Genomic DNA, 22,523 nt, shown 5'->3' with positions numbered 1-22,523 from the left:
TGGGAGCGGGCTTGCCCGCGATAGCGGAGTGTCAGTCGATACCCCTATCGCAGGCAAGCCAGCTCCCACATTGACCGAGTAGGGCTTTTTAGAGTGCGAACGGCAGGTGGACCGTGACCTGCTGACGCTGCGCCAAGCGGTGCTCGAACTCAGCCGGGTCATGAATCAACACATCCTGCCCGGCAAATGACTCGGCCGCGATCAGCCGGGACAGCCAGAACCGTACGCACGCCACCCGCAGCATGGTCGGCCATAGCTCGGCTTCCTTCGCGGTAAAGGCCCGTAGCCCCGCGTAGGCGCCCAGCAGTGCCCGGGCGCGGTGCCCGTCAATCACGCCATCGGCATCCGAGCACCAGTCATTCAAGGCGATGGCCACGTCGTAGAGCATCGGCCCCGAACAGGCGTTGTAGAAGTCGATCAGGCCCGTCAGGTGCGTGCCTTCAAACATCGCGTTATCGCGAAACAGATCGGCGTGCACATTCGCCCGTGGCAGGCCGAGGATGTCGGCCTTGTGGGCGTCGATCTCGGCCAGCGCATCACGCAGCAGGCGTTGTTGGGTCTCGTTGAGGTGCGAAATAAGCTGCGCACCCTCGCTGAGCATCCACTCCAGGCCACGGTCGGTCTTGCGTTCAAGTACCTTTTCGCCTTGGGTGGCCAGGTGCAGGTGGCCGAGCAGTTCACCAACCTGGGCGCAGTGCTGCGCATTGGCCTCCTTGATGTGCTTGCCCGCCAGGCGCGGTTGCAGCAAGGCCGGTTTGCCCTTGAGTTCGCGCAAAGCGATGCCGTCGGTGGTACGCAGGGCGTACGGCACCGGCAGGTCGGCGTCGTGGAGCACGTCGAGCAGTTCGATGAAGAACGGCATTTCTGCCACCGGGCCACGCTCAACCAGGGTCAGGACGAACTCGCCCTGCTCCAGGCTGATAAAGAAATTGGTGTTTTCGCTGCCGGCGGCAATCCCCTGGAAATCAAGCAGGCGGCCGAGCCCGTAAGGGGCGAGAAAGGTTTCCAGCTCGGGCCGAGCCAGGGGGGTGAACACAGACATGGTTAAAACTGCCGTTACGGGCGCTGCGGTGGGCAGCGCCGGTTAAAATTAAGAAATCATTTCCATTCGAAGATCTTCCATGACGGGATCAGCATATCCGGCTGGTCAGAGCGGATGAAGTTCGCGTCGGTGCCGTCCGCACGTACCAGAAAGTACGGTGGTGCGCCCTTCGGGGTGACCTTGATTGCGTACAGGAAGCCGTTTTGGCGGTATTCCTGGATGGTTTTGTCGCCTTCCGTGCGAATGGTAACTTCCGGGTCTGCCGAAGGGGCATCGTCTGCCGCCATGGCAGCCATCGGAGCGAGTGCAATCAAACCGGTCAACAGCAGGCGATTGAATGTACGCATGATAACCTTGTCCCTTTGTTTTCATTGGTCCGGCTATTCTAGCGCCTGACCCGCCGAAAAGGTTGATCCTGCTCATGAGCCAAGCGCCCCTCGTCCTGGTGGACGGTTCTTCTTATCTGTACCGCGCCTTCCACGCGCTGCCACCGCTGACCACCTCCAAAGGCCTGCCCACCGGTGCGGTCAAGGGCGTGTTGAACATGCTCAAAAGCCTGCGCAAGCAGTACCCGGACAGCCCATTTGCCGTGGTTTTCGACGCCAAGGGTGGGACTTTTCGCGATGAGATGTACGCCGAATACAAAGCCAACCGCCCGAGCATGCCCGATGACATGCGCCTGCAGATCGAGCCGCTGCATCAAAGCGTGATCGCTCTTGGCTTCCCGTTGCTGTGCGTCGAGGGCGTCGAGGCCGATGACGTGATCGGCACCCTGGCCCGCAGCAGCGCGGCCGCCAGCCGCCCGGTGGTGATCTCCACCGGTGACAAAGACATGGCGCAGCTGGTGGACGGCCACATTACCTTGGTCAACACCATGACCGGTAGCTCGATGGACATCGAGGGCGTTAAGGAGAAATTCGGCGTCGCTCCGGAACAGATCATCGACTATCTGGCGTTGATGGGGGATTCGTCCGACAACATTCCCGGCGTTCCGGGCATTGGCCCCAAGACCGCCTCCGGCTTGCTGGTTGGGGTCAATGGTGGCCTCAAAGAGCTTTATGAGCAGTTGGATATTGTGCCGACCCTGCCTATCCGGGGGGCCAAGACCCTGCCGGCCAAGCTGGAAGAGCATAAAGAGATGGCATTCCTGTCCTATCAGTTGGCGACGATCAAGATCGATGTGCCGCTGGATATCGGGCTGGACGATTTGCACCTGATCGAGCCGGATCGCGAAAAGCTGCTGGAGCTGTACACGCTGCTTGAGTTCAAGAGCTGGTACGACGAGATCCAACGTGACACCAAGCGCGTCGAGCTGAAGGCGGCCAATGAAGTCGCGCCTGTCGCGCAGGTACCCGTGGAGGCGGTGGTATCGGTGCCCGTAGAGACGGTTTACACCACCATTCTTGACCAGGCCACGTTCGATCTGTGGCTGAAGAAGCTCAACAACGCCAAGCTGTTTGCCTTCGATACCGAAACCACCGGGATCGACGCCCAGCAGGCGCAATTGGTTGGGGTTTCGTTCGCGGTGCAGCCCCATGAGGCTGCCTACATTCCGCTGACGCACGCCTACATCGGTGCACCGGAACAACTGGACCGCGACACCGTGCTGCTGGCCTTGAAGCCGTTGCTGGAAGACCCGACCAAACTCAAGGTGGGCCAGCACGCCAAGTTCGACATGAACATCCTGGCCAACTGCGCCATTGGGGGCGACCCTGCCCAGGGCATTACCGTGCGCGGCATCGCCTTCGACACCATGCTTGAATCCTACGTGCTCAACTCCACCGCGACGCGGCACGATATGGACAGCCTGGCGAAGAAATACCTGGACCACGACACGGTCAGCTTCCAGGACATCGCCGGCAAAGGCGCCAAGCAACTTACGTTCGACCAGATCGCCCTTGAGCAAGCCGGCCCTTACGCGGCCGAAGATGCCGATGTGACCTTGCGCCTGCATCAGCACTTGTACGCGCAACTGGCAGCGATCCCGAGCCTGGCCAGTGTGCTGACGGACATCGAGATCCCGCTGGTGCCGGTGCTGGCCCGCATCGAGCGCCAGGGCGCACTGGTGGACAAGGACCTGCTCGGCATCCAGAGCATCGAACTGGGTAACAAGATGGTTGAACTGGAGCGCCAGGCGTACGAGATCGCCGGTGAAGAATTCAACCTAGGGTCGCCCAAGCAGCTCGGGGCGATCCTGTACGAGAAGCTTGGCATGCCGGTGCTGAAAAAAACCGGCAAGGGCCAGGCCTCCACGGCTGAGGAAGTGCTGGCCAAACTGGCCGAGGATGATTTCCCGCTGCCCAAGGTACTCATGCAGTACCGCAGCATGAGCAAGCTTAAAAGTACCTATACCGACCGCCTGCCGGAACAGATCAACCCGCGTACCGGGCGTATTCATACGTCTTACCATCAGGCCGTCGCGGCGACCGGGCGCTTGTCCTCCAGCGACCCGAACCTGCAGAACATCCCGGTGCGCACCGCCGAGGGGCGGCGCATTCGCCAGGCGTTTGTCGCGCCCAAGGGCTATAAGCTGCTGGCGGCGGACTATTCGCAGATCGAGCTGCGGATCATGGCGCATTTGTCCAAGGACGAAGGCTTGATGAACGCCTTCCGCAATGACCTGGACGTGCACACCGCCACGGCGGCCGAAGTGTTCAAGGTTGAATTGAACGAGGTTACGTCCAACCAGCGCCGCAGCGCCAAGGCGATCAACTTCGGCCTGATTTACGGCATGGGTGCCCAGAAGCTGGGCAAGGACATCGGCGTCGACACCAAGACCGCCAAGGCCTATATCGATGTGTACTTCGCCCGCTACCCTGGGGTTCGCGAATACATGGAGCGCACCCGCGCCCAGGCGGCGGATCAGGGTTATGTCGAAACCTTCTTCGGGCGACGCCTGTACTTGCCGGATATCAACTCCAACAAACCCCAGGAGCGCGCGGCGGCCGAGCGCACGGCGATCAACGCGCCGATGCAGGGCACGGCGGCGGACATCATCAAGAAAGCCATGGTGCAGGTGGATAACTGGCTGACCGAGTCGGGCCTGGATGCCAAGGTTATCCTTCAGGTGCACGACGAATTGGTGCTGGAGGTGCGTGAAGACTTGGTCGCGCAGGTCAGCGAGAAGATTCGCGAGCATATGAGCGCGGCGGCGCAGTTGGACGTGCCTTTGGTGGTGGACGTAGGCGTAGGCGATAACTGGGACGAGGCGCACTGATTCTGCGGCTTCGCCATCACATTGCGCGGTGGCGAGGCGGTTTAGAGCGCAAACCGCGGTCAGTTATTTCCAATAGTTTTTTGAGCCTGTCGGAACTTAACCTGTGAACTGCCACTCAGAGTTACTGAATGGGTGGTGAAGCCCTTCAATGCTCCTATGTTGTGTTAAGTGTTGGCAGATAATTCTGGACCCCGCCCTAGCGGTCCGGAACTTGAACCCCGAACTTCCCCTCCCCAAAAGAAGTCCGGGGTTTTTTTTGCCCGCAGAAAAGTTATTCGGCGATTTCTGCGCCCTTGTCAGCGAGTTCCATCCAGCCGGCCAGTACGGTGTAGGCTTCTTCCAGGCCCATGCGCTTAGGGGCGGAGAACAGCTGAATGGTGATGGTGTCGCCCCAACCCTTACGAATTTCGGACTGCACTTTGAGCAGGGTGTTCTTGGCTGCACCGTAGGTGAGCTTGTCGGCCTTGGTCAGCAAAATGTGCATCGGCATGCCGCTGGCGACCGCCCAATCGAGCATCAGCAAGTCGAAGTCGGTCATTGGATGACGGATATCCATCATCAGAATCAAGCCCTTCAAACTCTCGCGACCGCCCAGGTAAGCCTCGAGGTGACGCTGCCAGTGCAGCTTCAGCGGGATAGGTACTTTTGCATAACCGTAGCCCGGCAGGTCGACCAGACGCCGATCATCGTCTAGCTTGAAGAAATTGAGTAGTTGCGTGCGGCCCGGGGTTTTCGAGGTGCGCGCCAGGCTGGCGTGGGTCAAGGTGTTCAGTGCGCTGGATTTACCGGCGTTGGAACGGCCGGCAAAGGCGACTTCAAAGCCCTCGTCATCGGGGCATTGGTCCACTTTGGCGGCGCTGAGCATGAAGGTGGACTGTTGGCACAGGCCGAGGATGGGGTTCTTGAGTTGCATGAGATTTCCGATGTGGGCGGTGCCGAGAAAGGGTGCGGCAAGCGGTGTCGTTTCCGTTTCAGTAGCGCCAGTATATAATGCCGCAGATTTTGTGTGTGCTTTGTCCCAGCGAAGGATGAAGTTCACGGGAGCGAAAGACCTTTATTGCGCATTAGAACGCAAAACGCTCTCAAACCCTGAAAAGGTCGATGTATGGACCGACGGTTGCTCGCTTCTGCTGCCCTGATTCCGCTTTACGGCGCTCAGGCTACACAGGATCAACCGAGTTTGCATGGTCAGGCTGGCGCAGCACGTGACCCAGGGTTTCAAGGCAATGCCGCCGCGTGGTTTGTGCATGGACTGCAGTACTGAGGATTACCAGGCCGTCACTGATGTGATGGTGAGTAAACCCGGTAGATAACTCTTAAACCCTTAGCCGTAGTTGGATTAGCTGATGAACAAACTGATCGTGAGTCTGCTGTTGACCTTGGGCATCACAGGCGCTGCCGTCGCTGCAGAGGGCCCCGTCAAAGGTGATGCCACTGCCGGTCAAGCGAAGGCCGCCGTGTGTGGTGCCTGCCACGGGCCGGATGGTAACAGCCCGGCGCCGAACTTCCCCAAACTGGCCGGCCAGGGTGAACGTTACCTGAGCAAGCAGATGCACGACATCAAGAGCGGCAAGCGCACGGTGCTGGAAATGACCGGCCTGCTGACCAATCTCAACGATCAGGACCTGGCGGACCTCGCGGCGTATTTTGCCAGCCAGAAGGGTAGCGTGGGAGCTGCCGATCCTAAATTGGTCGCCCGTGGAGAGCAGTTGTTCCGTGGCGGTAACCTGGAAAAAGGCTTGCCTGCCTGCACCGGTTGCCACTCGCCCAATGGCGCAGGCAACGCTGCCGCAGGCTTCCCGCACCTGAGCGGCCAGCACGCCACCTACATCGCGAAGCAGTTGACCGACTTTCGCAAAGAAGAAGCCGGCCGGGCCAACGATGGCGACGCGATGACCATGCGCACCATCGCTCGCAAGCTGAGCGACGAAGACATCGCAGCCCTCTCCAGTTATATCCAGGGCCTGCACTGACCGGGCCGGGCGTTAACGCTCGATTAATCCCGCGATGCAAGCATAAAAAGGGTGGCTCAGGCCGCCCTTTTTTGTGGCCGCTGCCGTTACACTAACGAACTCATGTCCGCGTAGACCTGTCACAACAAAGGTCGCGTGAGGCGACTTTATTTGTCCAGGAGTAAAGCATGCGTAATCTGATCCTCAGCGCCGCTCTCGTCACTGCCAGCCTCTTCGGCATGACCGCACAAGCTGCCGATGTGCCGCTTGAAGCCGGTAAAACCTATGTTGAGCTGGCTAACCCGGTTCCCGTTGCAGTACCGGGCAAGATCGAAGTGGTGGAGCTGTTCTGGTACGGCTGCCCGCATTGCTACGCCTTCGAGCCGACTATCAACCCATGGGCTGAAAAGCTGCCCAAGGACGTTAACTTCCGTCGCATTCCTGCCATGTTCGGTGGCCCATGGGACGCCCACGGCCAACTGTTCCTGACCCTGGAAGCCATGGGTGTTGAGCACAAGGTCCACAACGCCGTCTTCGAAGCGATCCAGAAACAAGGCAAGCGCCTGACCAAGCCGGACGAAATGGCTGACTTCGTTGCCACTCAGGGTGTCGACAAGGACAAGTTCCTGGCGACCTTCAACTCCTTCGCTATCCAGGGCCAGATCAAACAGGCCAAGGAACTCGCGCAGAAGTACGGCGTGCAAGGCGTTCCAACCCTGATCGTCAACGGCAAATACCGTTTCGACCTGGGCAGCACCGGTGGTCCTGAAGCGACCCTGAACGTTGCTGACCAACTGATTGCCAAAGAACGCGCTGCCAAGTAAGGGGCTCGCCATGCGCCGCTGGGGTACCGAGCGTGTCGTTGGCCTGCATGAACCGCAGGTCAACGAGCATCACCTGGAGTCCACGGGCCTGCCGGCAGATAGCCGCTTGCGCCTGCTCAGCTTCAATATCCAGGTGGGCAACAGTACCGAGAAGTATCGGCACTACCTCACGCGTGGCTGGCAGCACCTGCTGCCCCACAAGGGGCGTACCGGTAACTTGCAGAAAATCGGCGACCTGCTCAGCGACTTCGACTTGGTCGCCCTGCAGGAAGCCGACGGCGGCAGCCTGCGCTCCGGCTATATCAACCAGGTGGAACACCTGGCTCAGTTGGGGGCTTTTCCGTACTGGTATCAGCAACTCAACCGTAATCTAGGGCGCCTGGCACAGCACAGCAACGGCGTGCTCAGCCGTCTCAAACCCACTGCCATTGAAGATCACCCCTTGCCAGGCCCCAAAGGCCGCGGGGCGATCCTTGTGCGTTTTGGCGAAGGCCCGGAAGCCTTGGTGGTGGTGATGATGCACCTGGCCCTCGGGGGGCGTACGCGCAACCTGCAGTTGGCCTACGTGCGTGAATTGATTGGCAACTACAAGCACCAGGTGCTCATGGGTGACATGAACACCCATGCCAACGACCTGCTGCAAAATTCTCCGCTACGCGACCTGGGGTTACTGGCCCCGCAAGTCGAAGCCACGTTTCCCAGCTGGCGCCCGCAGCGCTGTCTTGACCATATCCTGCTCAGCCCAAGCCTCACACTGGAAAGTGTGCAGGTGCTGGCGCAGCCCATTTCCGATCACCTGCCGGTCGCGGTAGAGATTCGTCTGCCGGGTTCGCTCACGGCTGATGCATTACCCGCGTTGAGCCCAGGCCCTCGCGGACCCCTTGCATGAGCGACGACGCCCAGCGCTGGAAAGAGAAGTACCTTCAGAGCATCGAGCAACAAGACAAACTCGAACGCCGCTGGGCCGCCCGCCTCGATTTGCTGCGCCGCGGGCTGGTGCGCAGCACGCTGGCCGCTGAAGGCACCGACCGCGCCGTCGATCAATGCATGAAGGAAATGCGCGATGTCGTGCGCACGGACGACATGGATGCTGCCCTCGCCGCTTTACTGCCGCGTCTGGAAAAGGCCGTGCTGGATTCGGAGCAGCGCCGCGAAACCCGCGTCGACCAGATCAGCACCGCGCTCACCGCCTTGGTCACCCAGTTGCAAAAGCTGCCGCTGCCCCGCGAAGTGGCTCGCCCGCTGAAAACCTTCGCCAAGCAACTCGATGGTCGCGTGGCGCAAGCGCGGGAGATACCGCTGCTACTCAGTGAGCTGAGCAGCCTGCAGGGGCAGGCGTTGAATAATCTGGAGCCGGATGGCGAAACTGCACGCCCAGGCCCAGGCCTGTTGCAGCGCCTGTTCGGCAGTAAAGAAGCCGCCAGCGAAGCGCTTGCGGTTGATGCCGAGCCACTGCCGGCAGCGCAATCGGCAGCGTCAAAACCCGCAGCGCCCAAACCCGTGCCCGAACCGGAAGAACCTGCGCAATCAGAAGAATTGACCCAAGCTTTGCGTGCCTTTGCACCGTTGCCACCCTTGAAGCCTGCGCCTGTTGCAGCGGCCGAAGAGCAAGAGGTCGCCAGCGAAACGCCGGTATTCGATGCTCCAGAGCTGCCGTCGATTGCGCCCGCGCAATTACCTGAACCCGACGTGCAGGCGCCGCCAGTTGCGGAACCTGCTCACGAAAGCGCACTCGCCGCCTTTATCGAACCGCCGCCGGTTCCAATTGAAACGCCGGATGAGACCCGCATCGGCAGCCTGTCGCTACCCCCTGTGCTGGAAAGCCCCGAGCCAGACGAGCTGCAATCGGACGGCACCTATGCCCTGCCCGATTCACCTGAACCGTCCTACAGCTCGGTGGCCAAACATATTGAAGGCACTTTACTCGGCCTGCTGGAAGATCTTTCCCTGCCCGAACGCCATCAACCCCAGGCCGAGGCGATGCGTGAGCGTCTCGCCCATGGCTTGAACTGGTACGAACTGCTGCCGATCCTCGATGACCTGGCGGTGCTGATGCTGGCGATCACCGACAGTGGCCAGCATGAATTCGAGGCTTACCTCAAGCAGCTCAACGAGCGTCTCGAGGCATTCCAGGGCCATCTGCAGGTCGCCAGCGAGGGCCACGCCGATAGCAGCCTGGCTGCGCGGGAGTTGGACACGCAGATTCGTGAGCAGGTCGATGGCCTGCAAAGCAGCGTGCAGGACGCCGCCGACCTGGACAGCCTCAAGCAGGTGCTCGAAAGCCACCTTGAAGGCTTGCTCGGCACCATGGACGAACACCAGCAGCAGCGTGACCTGCGCGAACAGGAAGTGGCCGCACGTTTAAAAGGCCTGGCTGAACGCGTGGCCCATATGGAGCAGGAGGCCCAGGGCTACCGCGAGCACCTGGAGGTGCAGCGCCAGAAGGCCTTGATCGATCCGCTCACCGGCTTGCCCAACCGTGCGGCGTGGAGCGAACGCCTCGATTACGAAGTCAACGCCTGGCATCAGCGCGGTAACAGCCTGTCGCTGGCCATGCTCGACCTGGACCACTTCAAGCGCATCAACGACGGTTACGGTCACCTGGCAGGGGACAAAGTCTTGAAGATCATCGCCAATGTGCTGAGCAAGCGCCTGCGGCCGACTGACTTCATCGCACGTTTTGGGGGTGAAGAGTTTGTGCTGCTCATGCCCGACTCGACCTTGGCGGATGCGTTGGCCGTAGGTGAAGTATTGCGTGAGGCCATTGCCGCGTGCCCGTTCCACTTCAAGGGTGAGCCGGTGACGATCACGGTGTCCATGGGCGTGGCGCAGTTTCAACCCGGCAAGCGCAGTGACCTGGCGCTCAAGCGTGCCGATGAAGCGCTCTACAGGGCAAAGGCCGCGGGGCGTAATCAGGTGCAGGCGGCATAAAAGATGTTCCATTTTGTAATTTGACCGCCTGGCCGTGAGTCGTACGTTACACTGTTGCATTATCGTCTTTCAGTGTACTGCCTCTCGCCATGAAATCCTTGTATATCGCTTTAGCGTTTCTTCTGCTCGCCGGCTGCACCAGTGGTCCGCGCCTGAACACCAGCCATCCCTCGGTCAACCACGACAACCGCGTGCAGTTCGTTGTGGTGCATTACACCTCGACCAACCTCGAACGTTCCCTGGCGCTGTTGACCCATGGCCAGGTCAGCAGCCATTACCTGATCGGCGACGACGCCTCCGGCACCATCTACAAGCTGGTGGATGAAAGCCAGCGCGCCTGGCACGCGGGTGAAAGCGAGTGGATGGGGCGCACATGGCTCAACTCCAGCTCCATCGGCATCGAGATCGTCAACCCAGGGTTCACCGATACGCCGACGGGGCGTGTGTGGTACCCGTATTCCGAAGCGCAGGTGCAGTCGCTGATCGTGCTGCTCAAGGACATCAGCAAGCGCAACGGCATCGACCCCAAGAACATCATCGGGCACAGCGACATCGCCCCACTGCGCAAGCTGGACCCAGGCCCGTTGTTCCCTTGGAAGCGCTTAGCGGCAGAAGGTCTGGCCGTGTGGCCGGATGCCCAGGCAGTGGCCCGGTTTCAGGTGCAGTACGCCGCGCAGTTGCCGAGCATTACCTGGTTCCAGGAAGAGCTGGCGCGCCTGGGCTACCAGACGCCGCAGACTGGTGAGCTGGATGTGGCCACGCGGCACGTCATCGCCGCATTCCAGATGCGTTTCCGCCCGTCATTGTTTGACGGCACCCCGGATGCTGAAAGCGCCGCAATCCTGCGCGCCTTGAATCACCGCTGATGGTGTAAAAATAATAATGTAGGAGCGAGCTTGCTCGCGAAGAACGCATAGACGACGCGGGCTGCCTGACAGCACAGCGTTATCGTTGACGTTTTTCGCGAGCAAGCTCGCTCCTAAAGGGGTAATGCCATATAGAACTGCGTACCCTGCCCCGGCCGTGAGTACACGCCCATGCGGCCGCCGTGCAATTGCACGATCTCCTTGCACAGTGCCAAGCCCAGGCCCGCCCCACCTTTCTTGCGGCCCACCTGCACAAAGGGTTCGAAAATCCGCCCCTGCTGGCCGTAGGCGATACCTTCGCCGTTATCCTCGACGCTGATAATCACCCGCTCGCCATGGCGTCGTGCCTGCAGGCGGATCTGCCCGCCTTCGGCGGTGTGGCGCAGGGCATTGCCCAGCAGGTTGTCGAGCACCCGCTCCAGTTGCACCTGGTCGGCATATAGCCGTGGCAACTCAGGTTGGGCTTCCACCAGCAACTCAATGTGCTGGGCGTTCGCAGGCTCAGCAAATCGAGCCCGTGCGTGCTCCAGCAAGTCGGTGACATCGCACGTACCCAGGGTGAGTTTTTGCAGGCCGTTCTGGTAGCGCGAGAAGTTGAGCAGGTCGTTGATCAACTGCATCAGGCGCTGCATCTCTTCATTGACCGTATCCAGCAGGTCCGCCTCGCGGGAGTCCGGTGGGAACTTGGCTCGCTCACGGAACAAGCCGAAGGCCATGTGCATGCCGGTAACCGGCGTGCGCAGCTCATGGGAGGCGCGCAACACGAACTCGCTGCGCACCCGCTCGAAAGCGCGCTGTTCAGTCACGTCATGCAGCACCATCACGGCCCCGAGAATATGCCCCTGGGTATGGCTGACCGGGGTCAGGCTGTAGGTCAGCAGGCGCAGCTCCCCTTCGACTTCCACCTCCAGATCATCCGGGGCCCGCTCCAGGTTGCCGCCGCGCAGCACCAGTTGCAGCTGTTCATCCATTTCCGCACGACCCATGGCTTCGCCAAGGCCTTGACCCAGCCGCTCCTCATCCCAGCCCAATTGGCGCTGCGCCACAGGGTTGAGGTGCTCCAGGCAGCCTTGGCGATCAATCATCAACAGGCCGTCATCGATACTGTCGAGCACCGCTTGCAGGCGCTGTTGGCCGGCCAGCAGCTCATCGATGTTAGTGGCCTGATGTTGGCGCAACGCTTCGGCCATGATGCCGAAACGGCGGGTCAGCAGGTTCATTTCCGCTGCGGAGGAGATCGGCAGCGTGACTTCAAAATCGCCCTGCCCGATCTTGTCGGCGGCCTTGGCCAGCGCCTCGATGGGGCCGCCGAAACGCCGGGCGATGCCATGGGCCGTGACGAAACCGATGATCAGCACCGCGAGCCCTACCAGGCCGAGCAGGCCGGCAATCAACAGCGCTCGTTCGCGGGATTTATGCTCGCTGGTACTGATATTTTCCAGCGCCCGCTTGTGATCGGCGATCAGGCCGTTACGCAATATGTTGAAGGTTTCAGTCAGCTTTTCTTTGCTGCCTGCGGGCGGTGATGCCTGTTGGGATTGGTCAAACGCTTCCAGCAGCTTCTGGTAATCGGAGCGTGCCTGGCTGAAGCCATGGTTTTTGCCGTCTATCTGCTCATGGGCGATGCCTTGGTCCAACAGGTCGAAATAATGCTGCTTGGAGGCTTGCAGGGCGTCCGGGTCGGGGCGCTTCTCCAGCATCATGATCAATTGGTCGCCCAGGCTCTGACGCAATTTGAGCCCCAGGTCCAGGGTGATGAAGTTACTGCGGATCAGCGATTCCTGGGTCTTGGCCATTTGCATGACGCTGACCAAGCCCAGGATCAACCCCAGCAATGCCACGGTGATCAACGCTGAGATGCTCAGGAATAACCGGGTGCGCAGTTTCATCGCGAGCTTCATAAGGTCCTGTTCAAAGGTTGTACTGCTTGCGTTTGCGGTACAGCGTCGACGCATCGATGCCGAGTGTGCGGGCCGCTTGGTCCAGTGTGTCGCTGGTCGCAAGTACGGCGCCGATATGGGCTTTCTCCAGCTCATCCAGGCTCAAAGCCGCGCCGATACGCGGTGCATTGTTGGCCGGTTGCTCGGCCATCCCCAGGTGGCTGATCTCCACCTTCTCCTGAGGGCAGATGATGCTGGCGCGTTCCACCACGTTACGCAGTTCGCGGATATTGCCGGGCCAGCGATAGTTGAGTAGCGCTTCGCGGGCATTATCACTGAAGCCGCGTGCCGGGCGGGCGTACTCCTTGACGAAGCGGGCGAGGAAGCGGTCGGCCAGGGTCAGGATGTCTTCACTGCGTTCGCGCAGCGGCGGCAAGTGCAAGGTGATGACATTCAGGCGGTAGAGCAAGTCTTCACGGAAGCGGCCATCGCGCACCATGTCTTCCAGGTTCAGGTTGGTGGCTGCGAGGATGCGCACATCGGCGCGGCGGGTGACCGGGTCGCCCACCCGCTCATACTCTTTGTCTTGGATAAACCGCAGCAACTTGGGTTGCAACGTGAGGGGGAAATCGCCGATCTCGTCGAGAAACAGCGTACCGCCGTCCGCTTGGTTCACTCGGCCCAAGGTGCTTTCGCTGGCGCCGGTGAATGCGCCGCGGCTGTGGCCGAACAGTTCGCTTTCCATCAGTTCGGCAGTCAAAGACGGGCAGTTGATGGTCACGCAGGACTTCTTCGAGCGTTTGCTCCAGCCGTGTATCGCCCGGGCCAACTCACCTTTACCGGTGCCGGATTCGCCGAGAATCAAGATATTGGCATCTGTCCCGGCCACCTGCCGCGCGGTTTCCAACACCACCATCATTGCCGGGCTATGGGAGTCCAGGCCGTCTTTAGGCTGGCGCACTTCGCCTTCCAGCGCTTCCAGCCGCGCCGAGAGCTGACGCACCTCCAGTTGCTTGGCGGTGGCCAGGCGCAGCTGGTCTGGGCTGCAAGGTTTGACCAGGTAGTCGGCGGCGCCAGCCTGGATGGCGTCCACGGCGGTATCCACGGCCGAATGGGCGGTCACAATCACCACGCGCATCCACGGTGCCTGCACACGCATCTGGGCCAGCACGTCCAGGCCATTGTCCTCGCCCAGGCGCAGGTCGAGGAAGCACAGGTCGAACACCTGACGCTGCATCAGGGCATCGGCCTGGGCGGCACTGTTCGCGGTGGCGACGGTATAGCCTTCATCTTCCAGGCAATAGCGGAAGGTGCGCAGGATCGCAGATTCGTCATCCACTAAAAGAATGCGGCCTTGAAGTTCCTTGGCTGATTCCATCTGTCCCGCACTCCTTAACTATAAATGTGATGGTGTTTAGTCCCGGAATAATCGGGCAAGTTGCATGGTTTATTCTGATTCATAAAAGGCTTCTTCGCGCAGCTATCTGCGCGCCTTCCTACAGACGTCGTCTGAGCGCATTTTCCCTTCCGTTCGCCCTTCGATCCTTCGATGTGTGCGCTGGGTGTCTGGTTCCGACCACTTGCCGTCGTGCATTTCGCACGGCCTGCACGCAGGCATCGTGCAGGATGCTAGGCGATGATTCTATCGGGCAAGTATAACTCTTTGATTTTATTGAGTTTTATTTTGCAATAAAGCTGGCATGCACTCTGCAATATCTCCCCCAAGAGCGTCATGAACGAATAATCAGAATGCGGGAGCAATGCAGTATGACTCGCCAAAGCCTCAGCCAATTGCGTGTATCGCCGCTGCGCTTGCAGCAGGGCCTGTTTGCCAGCCTGGCCTTGATGGTCACGTTGATTGCCGGCCAGCAGTTGCAGCATTGGCAAGAGCGTGCGCAGCCAGCCCCGCAATTTGAACGTCCTGCCATGACCCAGACCCATTTCCGTTCCATTGGCAGCGCCAGCGCCGATGTGACTGCCCCGCAACTGAGCCTGGTAGATCAGGGTTCCACCCTGGACGAACTGCCGGCCCATGACCGTTGGGTGTTCTAGGCAAAAAACGTCGCTTGTGTTGAGCGGCTGCACGGCATCACCGCTGTTACCCCTATAGAAGCATAAGGAGAATCACCATGTTGAGTTGGGCAATCACATTTCTGATCATCGCCATTGTGGCTGCAGTCCTGGGCTTCGGTGGTATCGCTGGCACCGCTACCGGCATCGCCAAGATCCTGTTTGTGGTCTTCCTGGTGATGTTCATCGCTTCGTTCTTCTTTGGTCGCAAAGGCCGAGGTTGAATATGGCCAACCTGCCTTTTAAAGCCCTTGCTGCCGCCCTGCTGTTGGGCGGTAGCGGCTTGGCTTTGGCCGCCAATGACGGCCAATCCCGGGCTAACGAATTGCTCAGCGCGGATCCGCAGTACCGTGAAACCTGGCAAGACGTGGTGAAGAAAGAAGAGCGCCTGCCCGAGTGGGTGATGAACCTGTCGGGCACGGCCGAGCAAATGAATGCCGTTGAGGAAGATGGCGACAAGTACTTGGTCGGGCCGCTCTGCGAAACTGCAGACACCTGCCTGAACAAGCGCCTGATCGTTGCCTTCAGCCTCGACAAGGAAGATGCCTACGCCATGTTGGTGGAAGTACCGGCCGGTTTGCCGGCGGACAAGTCCCCGACGCGGCACGCCGATTACCGTTTTATCGGTAAGCCGGACGAGGGTATGCAAAAGCTGCTGATGGAGCAGCTCAAGAAAGATCCGAATTGGTACTAGGTTCCGTCTGACGGAGCCGGCGTCCATAGAAAGAAGCCCTTGTGCTTCTTTCTGTTTGCATCGCTCCTTGAGCGATGCATGACCAGGGGGCCGGGTTGCTCTGATCGATCAGGATCGGCGTGACCTACGGGTACAGGGAGTACCTGCGCAAGGGCCGGGTCAGGCGAAAAGCTGCGACGCAAGTTCACAAGACCTCAAGCTTGCTGAACTTGCGGCGGGCTTATGACTCTCATTCCCGCACTTCATGCCGCCCATAGCCGCAGTTTTGCTTTTTGCCGCTGGCTAACCATTACCGGGTATGTCGGCGCGACCATCTATCGAGAATTTTTCACCCGCGCTATAGGATCTTTCTGGCGCTAGGTGGTGGATTTCTCAGACATTTCTGCCAATCAATTCAAGTCGTCCAGTATCTCTGCGCGAGCCTGATTTGGCTGCTTGACGGCATATTCACCCGCCTGAATGGCGGATACGAACTGACCGTTTGGACAAATATTTTCAAAAAAAGCCATGCCGATTCGGCATAGGGTAGGCGTTTACGGCATTAGACGTCGCTCCCTTGCATGGGAATAGTTGCGCCTTTTTTCGCCTGCCAGTAAGCCATTTCGGCCACGCTGCGGTGACCTTCCATGGAGGCAGATGCACACACTTTTTCGCTTTCGAGCGTTGCAGCGGGCGCATTTGCCGTAAGTCCACTTGAAGCAAGGGTAATGACATGAAGAAGGCAAAGCTAAGCCTCGCCTGGCAGATCCTCATCGGTTTGGTACTGGGGATCGCAATCGGTGCAGTGCTCAACCATTTCAGTGCTGAAAAGGCCTGGTGGATCAGCAATGTGTTGCAGCCGGCGGGCGATATCTTTATCCGCCTGATCAAGATGATCGTGATCCCGATTGTGATTTCTTCGCTGATCGTCGGTATTGCCGGTGTAGGCGACGCGAAAAAGCTCGGTCGTATCGGCGTCAAAACCATTCTTTACTTCGAAATCGTCACCACCATCGCCATCGTGGTGGGCCTGTTGCTCGCCAACCTGTTCCACCCAGGCGCTGGCATCGACATGAGTACCCTGGGTACCGTCGATATCTCCAAGTACCAGGCGACTGCTGCCGAAGTGCAGCATGAACATGCGTTCATCGAGACCATCCTCAACCTGATCCCTTCGAACATCTTCGCCGCTGTTGCCCGTGGCGAGATGCTGCCGATCATCTTCTTCTCGGTGTTGTTCGGCCTGGGCCTGTCGAGCCTCAAGCCTGAGCTGCGCGAGCCGCTGGTGACCATGTTCCAGGGCGTGTCCGAGAGCATGTTCAAAGTCACCCACATGATCATGAAGTACGCGCCTATCGGTGTATTCGCGCTGATCGCGGTGACGGTCGCCAACTTCGGCTTCGCCTCGCTGCTGCCGCTGGCCAAGCTGGTGATCCTGGTTTACGTCGCGATCCTGTTCTTCGCCTTCGCGGTCCTGGGGTTGATCGCCCGCCTGTTCGGCTTCTCGATCCTCAAGCTGATCCGCATCTTCAAGGATGAGTTGGTATTGGCTTACTCCACCGCCAGCTCCGAAACTGTGCTGCCGCGTGTGATCGAAAAGATGGAAGCCTACGGCGCGCCGAAAGCGATCTGCAGCTTCGTGGTGCCGACCGGTTATTCGTTCAACCTCGACGGTTCGACCCTGTACCAGAGCATTGCGGCAATCTTCATTGCCCAGCTGTATGGCATCGACCTGTCGATCGGCCAGCAACTGATGCTGGTACTGACCCTGATGGTGACCTCCAAAGGTATCGCTGGCGTGCCGGGCGTGTCCTTCGTGGTATTGCTGGCGACGCTGGGCAGCGTGGGCATCCCGCTGGAAGGCTTGGCGTTTATCGCCGGTGTCGACCGTGTGATGGACATGGCGCGTACCGCCCTGAACGTGATCGGTAACGCCTTGGCTGTACTGGTTATCTCCCGTTGGGAAGGCATGTACGACGATGCCAAGGGCGAGCGCTACTGGAATTCCTTGCCGCACTGGCGCAGCAAGGAAGCTCTGCCTACGGCACAAGCCACCCGTAGCTGATTACAGATTGATCGAAAACAAACCCCGGAGAATTCCGGGGTTTGTCGTTTCTGCCAGCCCCGTTATCATTCGCCCCATCTTTCGGGGGACTTATCTGATGCTCAATGGCCTGTGGCTTGGCTTCTTTGTCGTGGCAATGGTGTCAGCACTGGCGCAATGGCTGGTGGGCGGTAATGCAGGGATCTTCGCGGCGATGGTCGAAAGCATTTTCGCCATGGCCAAATTGTCGGTGGAAGTCATGGTGCTGCTGTTCGGTACCCTGACGTTATGGCTGGGCTTTCTGCGGATTGCCGAAAAAGCCGGGATCGTCGATTGGCTGGCCAAGGCCCTCGGCCCGCTGTTTCGCCGCCTGATGCCGGAAGTGCCGGCCGGGCACCCCGCGATCGGTTTGATCACCCTCAACTTTGCCGCCAACGGCCTGGGCCTGGATAACGCCGCAACGCCCATCGGCCTGAAAGCCATGAAGGCGCTGCAAGAGCTCAACCCCATCCCCAATACGGCAACCAACGCTCAGATCCTGTTTCTGGTGCTCAACGCGTCCTCGCTGACGCTGTTGCCGGTGACTATCTTCATGTACCGCGCCCAGCAAGGCGCCGCGGACCCGACGCTGGTGTTCCTGCCGATCCTGCTGGCCACCAGCGCCTCAACCCTGGTGGGCCTGCTGTCGGTGGCAGTCATGCAGCGCCTGCGGCTGTGGGACCCGGTGGTGCTGGCCTATCTGGTCCCCGGCGCGTTGCTGCTGGGCGGCTTTATGGCGCTGCTGGCGACCTTGTCCGCCACGGCGCTGGCGGGTTTGTCATCGATCTTGGGCAACCTCACGCTGTTTGGGCTGATCATGCTGTTCCTGGTGATCGGCGCGTTGCGCAAGGTCAAGGTGTACGAGGCCTTTGTGGAAGGTGCCAAGGAAGGCTTCGACGTGGCCAAGAACCTGTTGCCCTATCTGGTGGCGATGCTGTGCGCGGTTGGCGTGTTGCGTGCCTCGGGGGCCTTGGAGTTCGGCCTTGAAGGGATTCGCCATGTGGTGGCCTGGACGGGGCTGGATACGCGCTTTGTCGACGCGCTGCCGACCGCGATGGTCAAGCCGTTCTCCGGCAGCGCGGCGCGGGCGATGCTGATCGAGACCATGCAGACCCAGGGTGTGGACAGCTTCCCGGCGTTGGTGGCGGCGACGATTCAGGGCAGTACGGAAACCACGTTTTATGTGCTGGCGGTGTACTTTGGCTCGGTAGGCATCCAGCGGGCGCGGCACGCGGTGGGGTGTGCGTTGTTCGCGGAGTTTGCTGGTGTAGTGGCGGCTATTTCGGTGTGCTACTGGTTCTTCGGTTAAGCATGAGCCGCACCCCCGTAGGAGCGAGCTTGCTCGCGAAAAACGTTAACGATGACGCGGGGTATCAGGCTCCCCGAGGCGGTCTCAGGTTTTTCGCGAGCAAGCTCGCTCCTACAGGGCGGTGGAATCATTTTTTCGGCGCAGCATTACCCTGTTGTACTACCCAATCCACCACCTGCTTATTCAACTGATCCCCGGCCTGGCCAAAAGCAGCCACCACCGCAGGCACCTTGGCGTCACCCACCGGCTGCCTCACTTCGAAACGACGGCTGGCGATAATCCGTTGATCACGTCCACGCACCAATCGCGCGTCGAGACGAATCACCACCTCCACCGCCTTGCCCCGATACTCGCTCTGAAACGCCTGCAACTGCCCGCCCAGTTCATAGTCGGCTTGCAGGTTGGTCTCGTCAGTGCTCAACAATGTCACGCGCCCGTCGCGCTGGAAGCCATCCAGCAGGCGATTACGCAGCAACACCGGCGCCGGGTCGCTCCAGCGCGAGTTCGCGTAATTGCTGATCAAGTTGCCATCTGGCACCACGGCGATGCGCGGGCTGTCGAGAAACTCGCTGGTCTGTGGCTTGGTCACGCGCAGTGACCAACTCACCGGCGTGCCTTGAGTGGTCGGTTGGGCGGACGCCAGCCGGTACACGTCCGACGGGTCCGGCTTGGGCAGGATCGAGCACGCGCTGACCAGTGCCAGAGCCATAGGGACGATCATGTGGTAAGCACGCTTCATGGCGTGAACTCCTTGTTCTTGTCGCTGCCCAGCAGGTAACCACTGGGGTTGGCTTCCAGGCGGCGAGAGATGGCGCGCAGCGAGCCGAGGGTTTCACGCAGCTCGCGCACGGCTGGCGCCAGTTCGTTGAGGCCCTGCATGCCACTGTTTACCGAGTCCTGGTTATTGGTCAGCAAGGTATTGATGGTGGCGGTGCTTTGCTCCAGGGATTTCATCGCCTGCTCGGCGCTGCCGAAGGCTTGCTTGCCTTGTTCGCTGAGCAAGCCATTGGCGTCGCGCATCAATACGGTGGTTTGCTCGAGCGCTGCGCCCGCCTGTTTGCTCACCTGCATCAATTGCTGCATCACCACCTTGATGTCGCCGCGTTGCTCGGCAATGGCGCCGGTGGTTTGTTGCAGGTTGTCCAAGGTGTTGCTCAGGCGTTCGACGTTTTCCCGCGAGAACAGGTGGTTGGCGTTGTGCAGCAGCAGGTTGACGCTGGTCATCAGGTCGTTGCTGTTATTGAGCAGGCGCGCGATGGGCGATGGCGATGCGATGATTTCCGGCAGGTTGCCGTCCTTGCCCTTGAGCTCCGGGCTCTGCGGGGTGCCGCCACTGAGCTGGATGATCGAGGTGCCGGTGATACCGGTCAGGGCCAGTTTGGCCTGGGTGTCTTCCTTGATCGGCGTTTGCCCGGCCAGGCGGATGCGAGCCAGGACGCGGCGCGGGTCCTTGGGGTCCAGGCGCAGGCTGATCACGTCGCCCACCTTGATGCCGCTGTACTGCACCGCACTGCCCTGGGACAGGCCGCTGACCGCCTCGTTGAAGATCACTTCGTAATCCTGGAAGGCGGTATCGACGCTGGACTTGGCCAGCCACAGGCCGAACAGCATCGCGCCGACCACCACAATTACGCTGAACAGTCCGATCATCACATGATGGGCTCGGGTTTCCATGTCATACCTCGTTGAGCGATTGAGCGGCATCCAATGCCGCGCGGCCCCGGGGGCCGTGGAAATATTCGTGAATCCAGGCGTCGTTCGTTTCCGAAACGACATCGATGGCGTCGGCCACCAGCACTTTCTTCTGCGCCAGCACCGCCACACGGTCGGTGATGGTGTACAGCGTGTCGAGGTCGTGGGTGACCAGGAACACACTCAAGCCCAGCGCATCGCGCAGGGTGAGGATCAGTTGGTCGAATTGCGCCGCGCCAATCGGGTCGAGACCGGCGGTAGGTTCGTCCAGGAACAGGATGTCCGGGTCCAAGGCCAGTGCGCGGGCCAGGGCTGCACGCTTGATCATGCCGCCGGATAACGAGGCCGGGTATTTGTCGGCCGCCGACAGCGGCAACCCCGCCAGGGCCAGCTTCACCGCCGCCAAGTGCTCGGCATCGGCGCGGCTGAGGCCGGCGTGCTCGATCAAGGGCAGGGCCACGTTTTCGGTCACCGTCAGCGAGGAAAACAGCGCGCCCTTCTGGAACAGTACGCCAAAGCGGCGCTCTACCAGTGAGCGTTCATGTTCAGGCAGGCTCGGCAGGTTTTTGCCGAACACCCGTACTTCGCCTTCACTGGGGCGACGCAGGCCAACGATGCTGCGCAACAACACGGATTTACCGCTGCCAGAGCCGCCCACCACCGCCAGGATCTCGCCCTTGTACAAGTCCAGGTCGAGGTTCTCGTGCACGCTTTGGCTGCCAAAGCGATTGCACAGGCCACGCACTTCAATCACCGCCTCAGTGGGCGCACGGTGTAGACGACTCACCAGCCCATCTCCATGAAAAACATCGCCGCGACCGCATCCAGAACGATCACCACAAAGATCGATTGCACCACGCTCGACGTGGTATGCGCGCCGACTGATTCGGCACTGCCGCTGACTTTAAAACCTTCCAGGCAGCCGATGGCCGCGATCAAAAAGGCAAAAATCGGCGCCTTCACCATGCCCACCAGAAAGTGTTGCACGCCAATGTCCGATTGCAGCAGCGAAAGAAACATCGCCGGCGAAATATCCAGGGCCACCGCACACACCACACCGCCGCCGACGATCCCCGAGAGCATCGCCAGGAAGGTCAGCATCGGCAACGCCACCAGCAGCGCCAGCACGCGGGGCAATACCAACAGCTCCATGGGGTCCAGGCCCAATGTGCGGATGGCGTCGATTTCTTCGTTGGCTTTCATGGAGCCGATTTGCGCGGTGAACGCACTGGCGGTACGTCCGGCGATGAGGATTGCGGTGAGCAGCACGCCGAACTCACGCAGGAAGGAGAACGCCACCAGGTCGACGGTAAAGATCGTCGCGCCGAAGCTCTTGAGCACGGTGGCACCGAGGAAGGCCACGACGGCGCCCACCAGAAAGGTCAGCAGCGCGACGATAGGCGCCGCATCCAGGCCCGTCTGTTCGATATGGGCGACCATGGGCGTCAGGCGCCAGCGCTTGGGCCGCCAGATGCCGCGGGCGAAGGTTTCGAGGATCAGGCCGATAAAGCCCAACAGCTTCATTGCGTCTTGCCAGACCGTGTCTACTGCGCGGCCGATGCGGGCCAAGACTTGAATGCCGGCGGCCTCTTCCGGCTCTTTGATCGGTACGCAAAAGTCATTCAGGGAGCGGTAGACGGTCTTGAGCAGTGCACGGTCGGCGGCTGCCAGGGTGCAATCGGTCTGTTCGGCAGAGTGTTCGATGCGCGCTGGGCCCAGCAGCTCCACCAGCAGCGAGGCGCCGGCGGTATCCAGCGCGCCGAGGCCGTTGAGGTCAATGCGGGCACCGGCGTCATATTGGCCGTCGAGCGTGGCCGACAGCTTCTTCAGGTGGGCGTAGTGGGCCAGCGTCCAGTCGCCGGTAATCCGTAGCGAAGGCGGGGTGCTGGACGTATCAAGATGGGCCGCGCCGGCCGTCGTGCGAGTGGTCATAAGCTCCGAGCTTGTTTGGCTATCCACAATTGCTACGTAATAGCACGATCCG

20 protein-coding genes and 1 pseudogene are annotated in these 22,523 nt (G+C 60.3%); 12 read left to right on the top strand and 9 right to left on the bottom strand.

The genetic code is table 11. The annotated features are described in order from the left end of the window. Positions 1-88 precede the first annotated feature (88 nt). Together CRN80_RS08040 and CRN80_RS08035 are read right to left on the bottom strand one after the other, a co-directional pair. The gene (locus CRN80_RS08040; protein WP_098949918.1) at positions 89-1,042 is read right to left on the bottom strand and encodes a homoserine kinase; all 954 of its coding nucleotides are present in this window, start codon (positions 1,040-1,042) and stop codon (positions 89-91) included. Positions 1,043-1,098: 56 nt separating this feature from the next. Further along, positions 1,099-1,389, bottom strand: coding sequence for a DUF2782 domain-containing protein (locus CRN80_RS08035; RefSeq protein WP_003187366.1), 291 nt, complete (start codon positions 1,387-1,389; stop codon positions 1,099-1,101). A 74-nt stretch (positions 1,390-1,463) separates the two neighbouring features. Here CRN80_RS08035 and polA point away from each other — a divergent pair, with 74 nt between their 5' ends. Further along, on the top strand, positions 1,464-4,259 hold the full coding sequence (gene polA, locus CRN80_RS08030; protein WP_098949917.1) for a DNA polymerase I: 2,796 nt from the start codon (positions 1,464-1,466) through the stop codon (positions 4,257-4,259). Between the two features lie 271 nt (positions 4,260-4,530). Here the strand turns inward: polA and yihA are convergent, their stop codons facing one another. Next, positions 4,531-5,172, bottom strand: a complete 642-nt coding sequence (gene yihA, locus CRN80_RS08025) for a ribosome biogenesis GTP-binding protein YihA/YsxC (protein ID WP_003187369.1) — start codon at positions 5,170-5,172, stop codon at positions 4,531-4,533. A 192-nt stretch (positions 5,173-5,364) separates the two neighbouring features. Here yihA and CRN80_RS08020 point away from each other — a divergent pair. The 6 genes and pseudogenes from CRN80_RS08020 (at position 5,365) to CRN80_RS07995 (ending at position 10,832) form a co-directional block, all read left to right on the top strand. Further along, a pseudogene (locus tag CRN80_RS08020) lies at positions 5,365-5,572 on the top strand (cytochrome). A 33-nt stretch (positions 5,573-5,605) separates the two neighbouring features. Then, the gene (locus tag CRN80_RS08015) at positions 5,606-6,232 is read left to right on the top strand and encodes a cytochrome c4 (RefSeq protein WP_098949916.1); all 627 of its coding nucleotides are present in this window, start codon (positions 5,606-5,608) and stop codon (positions 6,230-6,232) included. Positions 6,233-6,399: 167 nt separating this feature from the next. Next, positions 6,400-7,035 carry a thiol:disulfide interchange protein DsbA gene (dsbA, locus tag CRN80_RS08010; RefSeq protein WP_003187375.1) on the top strand — a complete coding sequence of 212 codons (636 nt, stop codon included), beginning with the start codon at positions 6,400-6,402 and terminating at the stop codon, positions 7,033-7,035. A 10-nt stretch (positions 7,036-7,045) separates the two neighbouring features. Continuing rightward, the gene (locus CRN80_RS08005) at positions 7,046-7,924 is read left to right on the top strand and encodes an endonuclease/exonuclease/phosphatase family protein (protein ID WP_003187377.1); all 879 of its coding nucleotides are present in this window, start codon (positions 7,046-7,048) and stop codon (positions 7,922-7,924) included. Next, the gene (locus CRN80_RS08000; protein ID WP_098949915.1) at positions 7,921-9,966 is read left to right on the top strand and encodes a diguanylate cyclase; all 2,046 of its coding nucleotides are present in this window, start codon (positions 7,921-7,923) and stop codon (positions 9,964-9,966) included. Before CRN80_RS08005 ends, CRN80_RS08000 begins: the two co-directional genes overlap by 4 nt. Before the next feature lie 89 nt (positions 9,967-10,055). After that, on the top strand, positions 10,056-10,832 hold the full coding sequence (locus CRN80_RS07995; RefSeq protein ID WP_032894301.1) for an N-acetylmuramoyl-L-alanine amidase: 777 nt from the start codon (positions 10,056-10,058) through the stop codon (positions 10,830-10,832). A 113-nt stretch (positions 10,833-10,945) separates the two neighbouring features. Here CRN80_RS07995 and CRN80_RS07990 read toward each other — a convergent pair whose 3' ends face one another. After that, a complete protein-coding gene (locus tag CRN80_RS07990; RefSeq protein WP_032894300.1) occupies positions 10,946-12,733 on the bottom strand; it encodes an ATP-binding protein in 1,788 nt (595 codons plus the stop codon). A 10-nt stretch (positions 12,734-12,743) separates the two neighbouring features. Further along, a complete protein-coding gene (algB, locus tag CRN80_RS07985; protein WP_003187383.1) occupies positions 12,744-14,090 on the bottom strand; it encodes a sigma-54-dependent response regulator transcription factor AlgB in 1,347 nt (448 codons plus the stop codon). 389 nt (positions 14,091-14,479) lie between these two features. Between algB and CRN80_RS07980 the strand changes: the two genes are divergently transcribed. From CRN80_RS07980 to CRN80_RS07960, 5 genes are all read left to right on the top strand, one after another. After that, positions 14,480-14,764 (top strand): hypothetical protein, encoded by a 285-nt coding sequence (locus CRN80_RS07980; RefSeq protein ID WP_003187385.1) that lies wholly within the window; start codon positions 14,480-14,482, stop codon positions 14,762-14,764. A gap of 77 nt (positions 14,765-14,841) precedes the next feature. Continuing rightward, on the top strand, positions 14,842-15,006 hold the full coding sequence (locus CRN80_RS07975) for a DUF1328 domain-containing protein (RefSeq protein ID WP_003187386.1): 165 nt from the start codon (positions 14,842-14,844) through the stop codon (positions 15,004-15,006). 2 nt (positions 15,007-15,008) lie between these two features. Next, positions 15,009-15,476 (top strand): inhibitor of vertebrate lysozyme family protein, encoded by a 468-nt coding sequence (locus CRN80_RS07970; protein WP_032894297.1) that lies wholly within the window; start codon positions 15,009-15,011, stop codon positions 15,474-15,476. A 712-nt stretch (positions 15,477-16,188) separates the two neighbouring features. Continuing rightward, the gene (gltP, locus tag CRN80_RS07965) at positions 16,189-17,520 is read left to right on the top strand and encodes a glutamate/aspartate:proton symporter GltP (protein WP_003187390.1); all 1,332 of its coding nucleotides are present in this window, start codon (positions 16,189-16,191) and stop codon (positions 17,518-17,520) included. A gap of 97 nt (positions 17,521-17,617) precedes the next feature. Further along, positions 17,618-18,847, top strand: coding sequence for a nucleoside recognition domain-containing protein (locus CRN80_RS07960; RefSeq protein WP_098949914.1), 1,230 nt, complete (start codon positions 17,618-17,620; stop codon positions 18,845-18,847). Between the two features lie 127 nt (positions 18,848-18,974). Here CRN80_RS07960 and lptE read toward each other — a convergent pair whose 3' ends face one another. From lptE to CRN80_RS07935, 4 genes are read right to left on the bottom strand one after another with little or no spacing between them, the layout of a single operon-like run. Beyond that, a complete protein-coding gene (gene lptE / locus CRN80_RS07950) occupies positions 18,975-19,586 on the bottom strand; it encodes an LPS assembly lipoprotein LptE (protein WP_032894293.1) in 612 nt (203 codons plus the stop codon). After that, on the bottom strand, positions 19,583-20,521 hold the full coding sequence (locus tag CRN80_RS07945) for an MlaD family protein (RefSeq protein ID WP_098949913.1): 939 nt from the start codon (positions 20,519-20,521) through the stop codon (positions 19,583-19,585). Before CRN80_RS07945 ends, lptE begins: the two co-directional genes overlap by 4 nt. Position 20,522: 1 nt before the next feature. Continuing rightward, positions 20,523-21,326: an ABC transporter ATP-binding protein gene (locus tag CRN80_RS07940; RefSeq protein WP_003187395.1), complete on the bottom strand. Its 804-nt coding sequence runs from the start codon at positions 21,324-21,326 to the stop codon at positions 20,523-20,525. Beyond that, positions 21,323-22,471: an ABC transporter permease gene (locus CRN80_RS07935; RefSeq protein WP_034129245.1), complete on the bottom strand. Its 1,149-nt coding sequence runs from the start codon at positions 22,469-22,471 to the stop codon at positions 21,323-21,325. Before CRN80_RS07935 ends, CRN80_RS07940 begins: the two co-directional genes overlap by 4 nt. Between the last annotated feature and the right edge of the window lie 52 nt (positions 22,472-22,523).

Source organism: Pseudomonas sp. FDAARGOS_380 (genome assembly GCF_002591235.1).
Taxonomy (GTDB): domain Bacteria; phylum Pseudomonadota; class Gammaproteobacteria; order Pseudomonadales; family Pseudomonadaceae; genus Aquipseudomonas; species Aquipseudomonas salmasensis.
This window is presented reverse-complemented; position numbering and strand designations above follow the sequence as displayed.

Excerpts from the sequence above, each read along its gene's own strand:
- CRN80_RS08040 (WP_098949918.1), bottom strand. The coding sequence starts at position 1,042 with ATGTCTGTGTTCACCCCCCTGGCTCGGCCCGAGCTGGAAACCTTTCTC.
- CRN80_RS08035 (WP_003187366.1), bottom strand. The coding sequence starts at position 1,389 with ATGCGTACATTCAATCGCCTGCTGTTGACCGGTTTGATTGCACTCGCT.
- polA (WP_098949917.1), top strand. The coding sequence starts at position 1,464 with ATGAGCCAAGCGCCCCTCGTCCTGGTGGACGGTTCTTCTTATCTGTAC.
- yihA (WP_003187369.1), bottom strand. The coding sequence starts at position 5,172 with ATGCAACTCAAGAACCCCATCCTCGGCCTGTGCCAACAGTCCACCTTC.
- CRN80_RS08015 (WP_098949916.1), top strand. The coding sequence starts at position 5,606 with ATGAACAAACTGATCGTGAGTCTGCTGTTGACCTTGGGCATCACAGGC.
- dsbA (WP_003187375.1), top strand. The coding sequence starts at position 6,400 with ATGCGTAATCTGATCCTCAGCGCCGCTCTCGTCACTGCCAGCCTCTTC.
- CRN80_RS08005 (WP_003187377.1), top strand. The coding sequence starts at position 7,046 with ATGCGCCGCTGGGGTACCGAGCGTGTCGTTGGCCTGCATGAACCGCAG.
- CRN80_RS08000 (WP_098949915.1), top strand. The coding sequence starts at position 7,921 with ATGAGCGACGACGCCCAGCGCTGGAAAGAGAAGTACCTTCAGAGCATC.
- CRN80_RS07995 (WP_032894301.1), top strand. The coding sequence starts at position 10,056 with ATGAAATCCTTGTATATCGCTTTAGCGTTTCTTCTGCTCGCCGGCTGC.
- CRN80_RS07990 (WP_032894300.1), bottom strand. The coding sequence starts at position 12,733 with ATGAAGCTCGCGATGAAACTGCGCACCCGGTTATTCCTGAGCATCTCA.
- algB (WP_003187383.1), bottom strand. The coding sequence starts at position 14,090 with ATGGAATCAGCCAAGGAACTTCAAGGCCGCATTCTTTTAGTGGATGAC.
- CRN80_RS07980 (WP_003187385.1), top strand. The coding sequence starts at position 14,480 with ATGACTCGCCAAAGCCTCAGCCAATTGCGTGTATCGCCGCTGCGCTTG.
- CRN80_RS07975 (WP_003187386.1), top strand. The coding sequence starts at position 14,842 with ATGTTGAGTTGGGCAATCACATTTCTGATCATCGCCATTGTGGCTGCA.
- CRN80_RS07970 (WP_032894297.1), top strand. The coding sequence starts at position 15,009 with ATGGCCAACCTGCCTTTTAAAGCCCTTGCTGCCGCCCTGCTGTTGGGC.
- gltP (WP_003187390.1), top strand. The coding sequence starts at position 16,189 with ATGAAGAAGGCAAAGCTAAGCCTCGCCTGGCAGATCCTCATCGGTTTG.
- CRN80_RS07960 (WP_098949914.1), top strand. The coding sequence starts at position 17,618 with ATGCTCAATGGCCTGTGGCTTGGCTTCTTTGTCGTGGCAATGGTGTCA.
- lptE (WP_032894293.1), bottom strand. The coding sequence starts at position 19,586 with ATGAAGCGTGCTTACCACATGATCGTCCCTATGGCTCTGGCACTGGTC.
- CRN80_RS07945 (WP_098949913.1), bottom strand. The coding sequence starts at position 20,521 with ATGGAAACCCGAGCCCATCATGTGATGATCGGACTGTTCAGCGTAATT.
- CRN80_RS07935 (WP_034129245.1), bottom strand. The coding sequence starts at position 22,471 with ATGACCACTCGCACGACGGCCGGCGCGGCCCATCTTGATACGTCCAGC.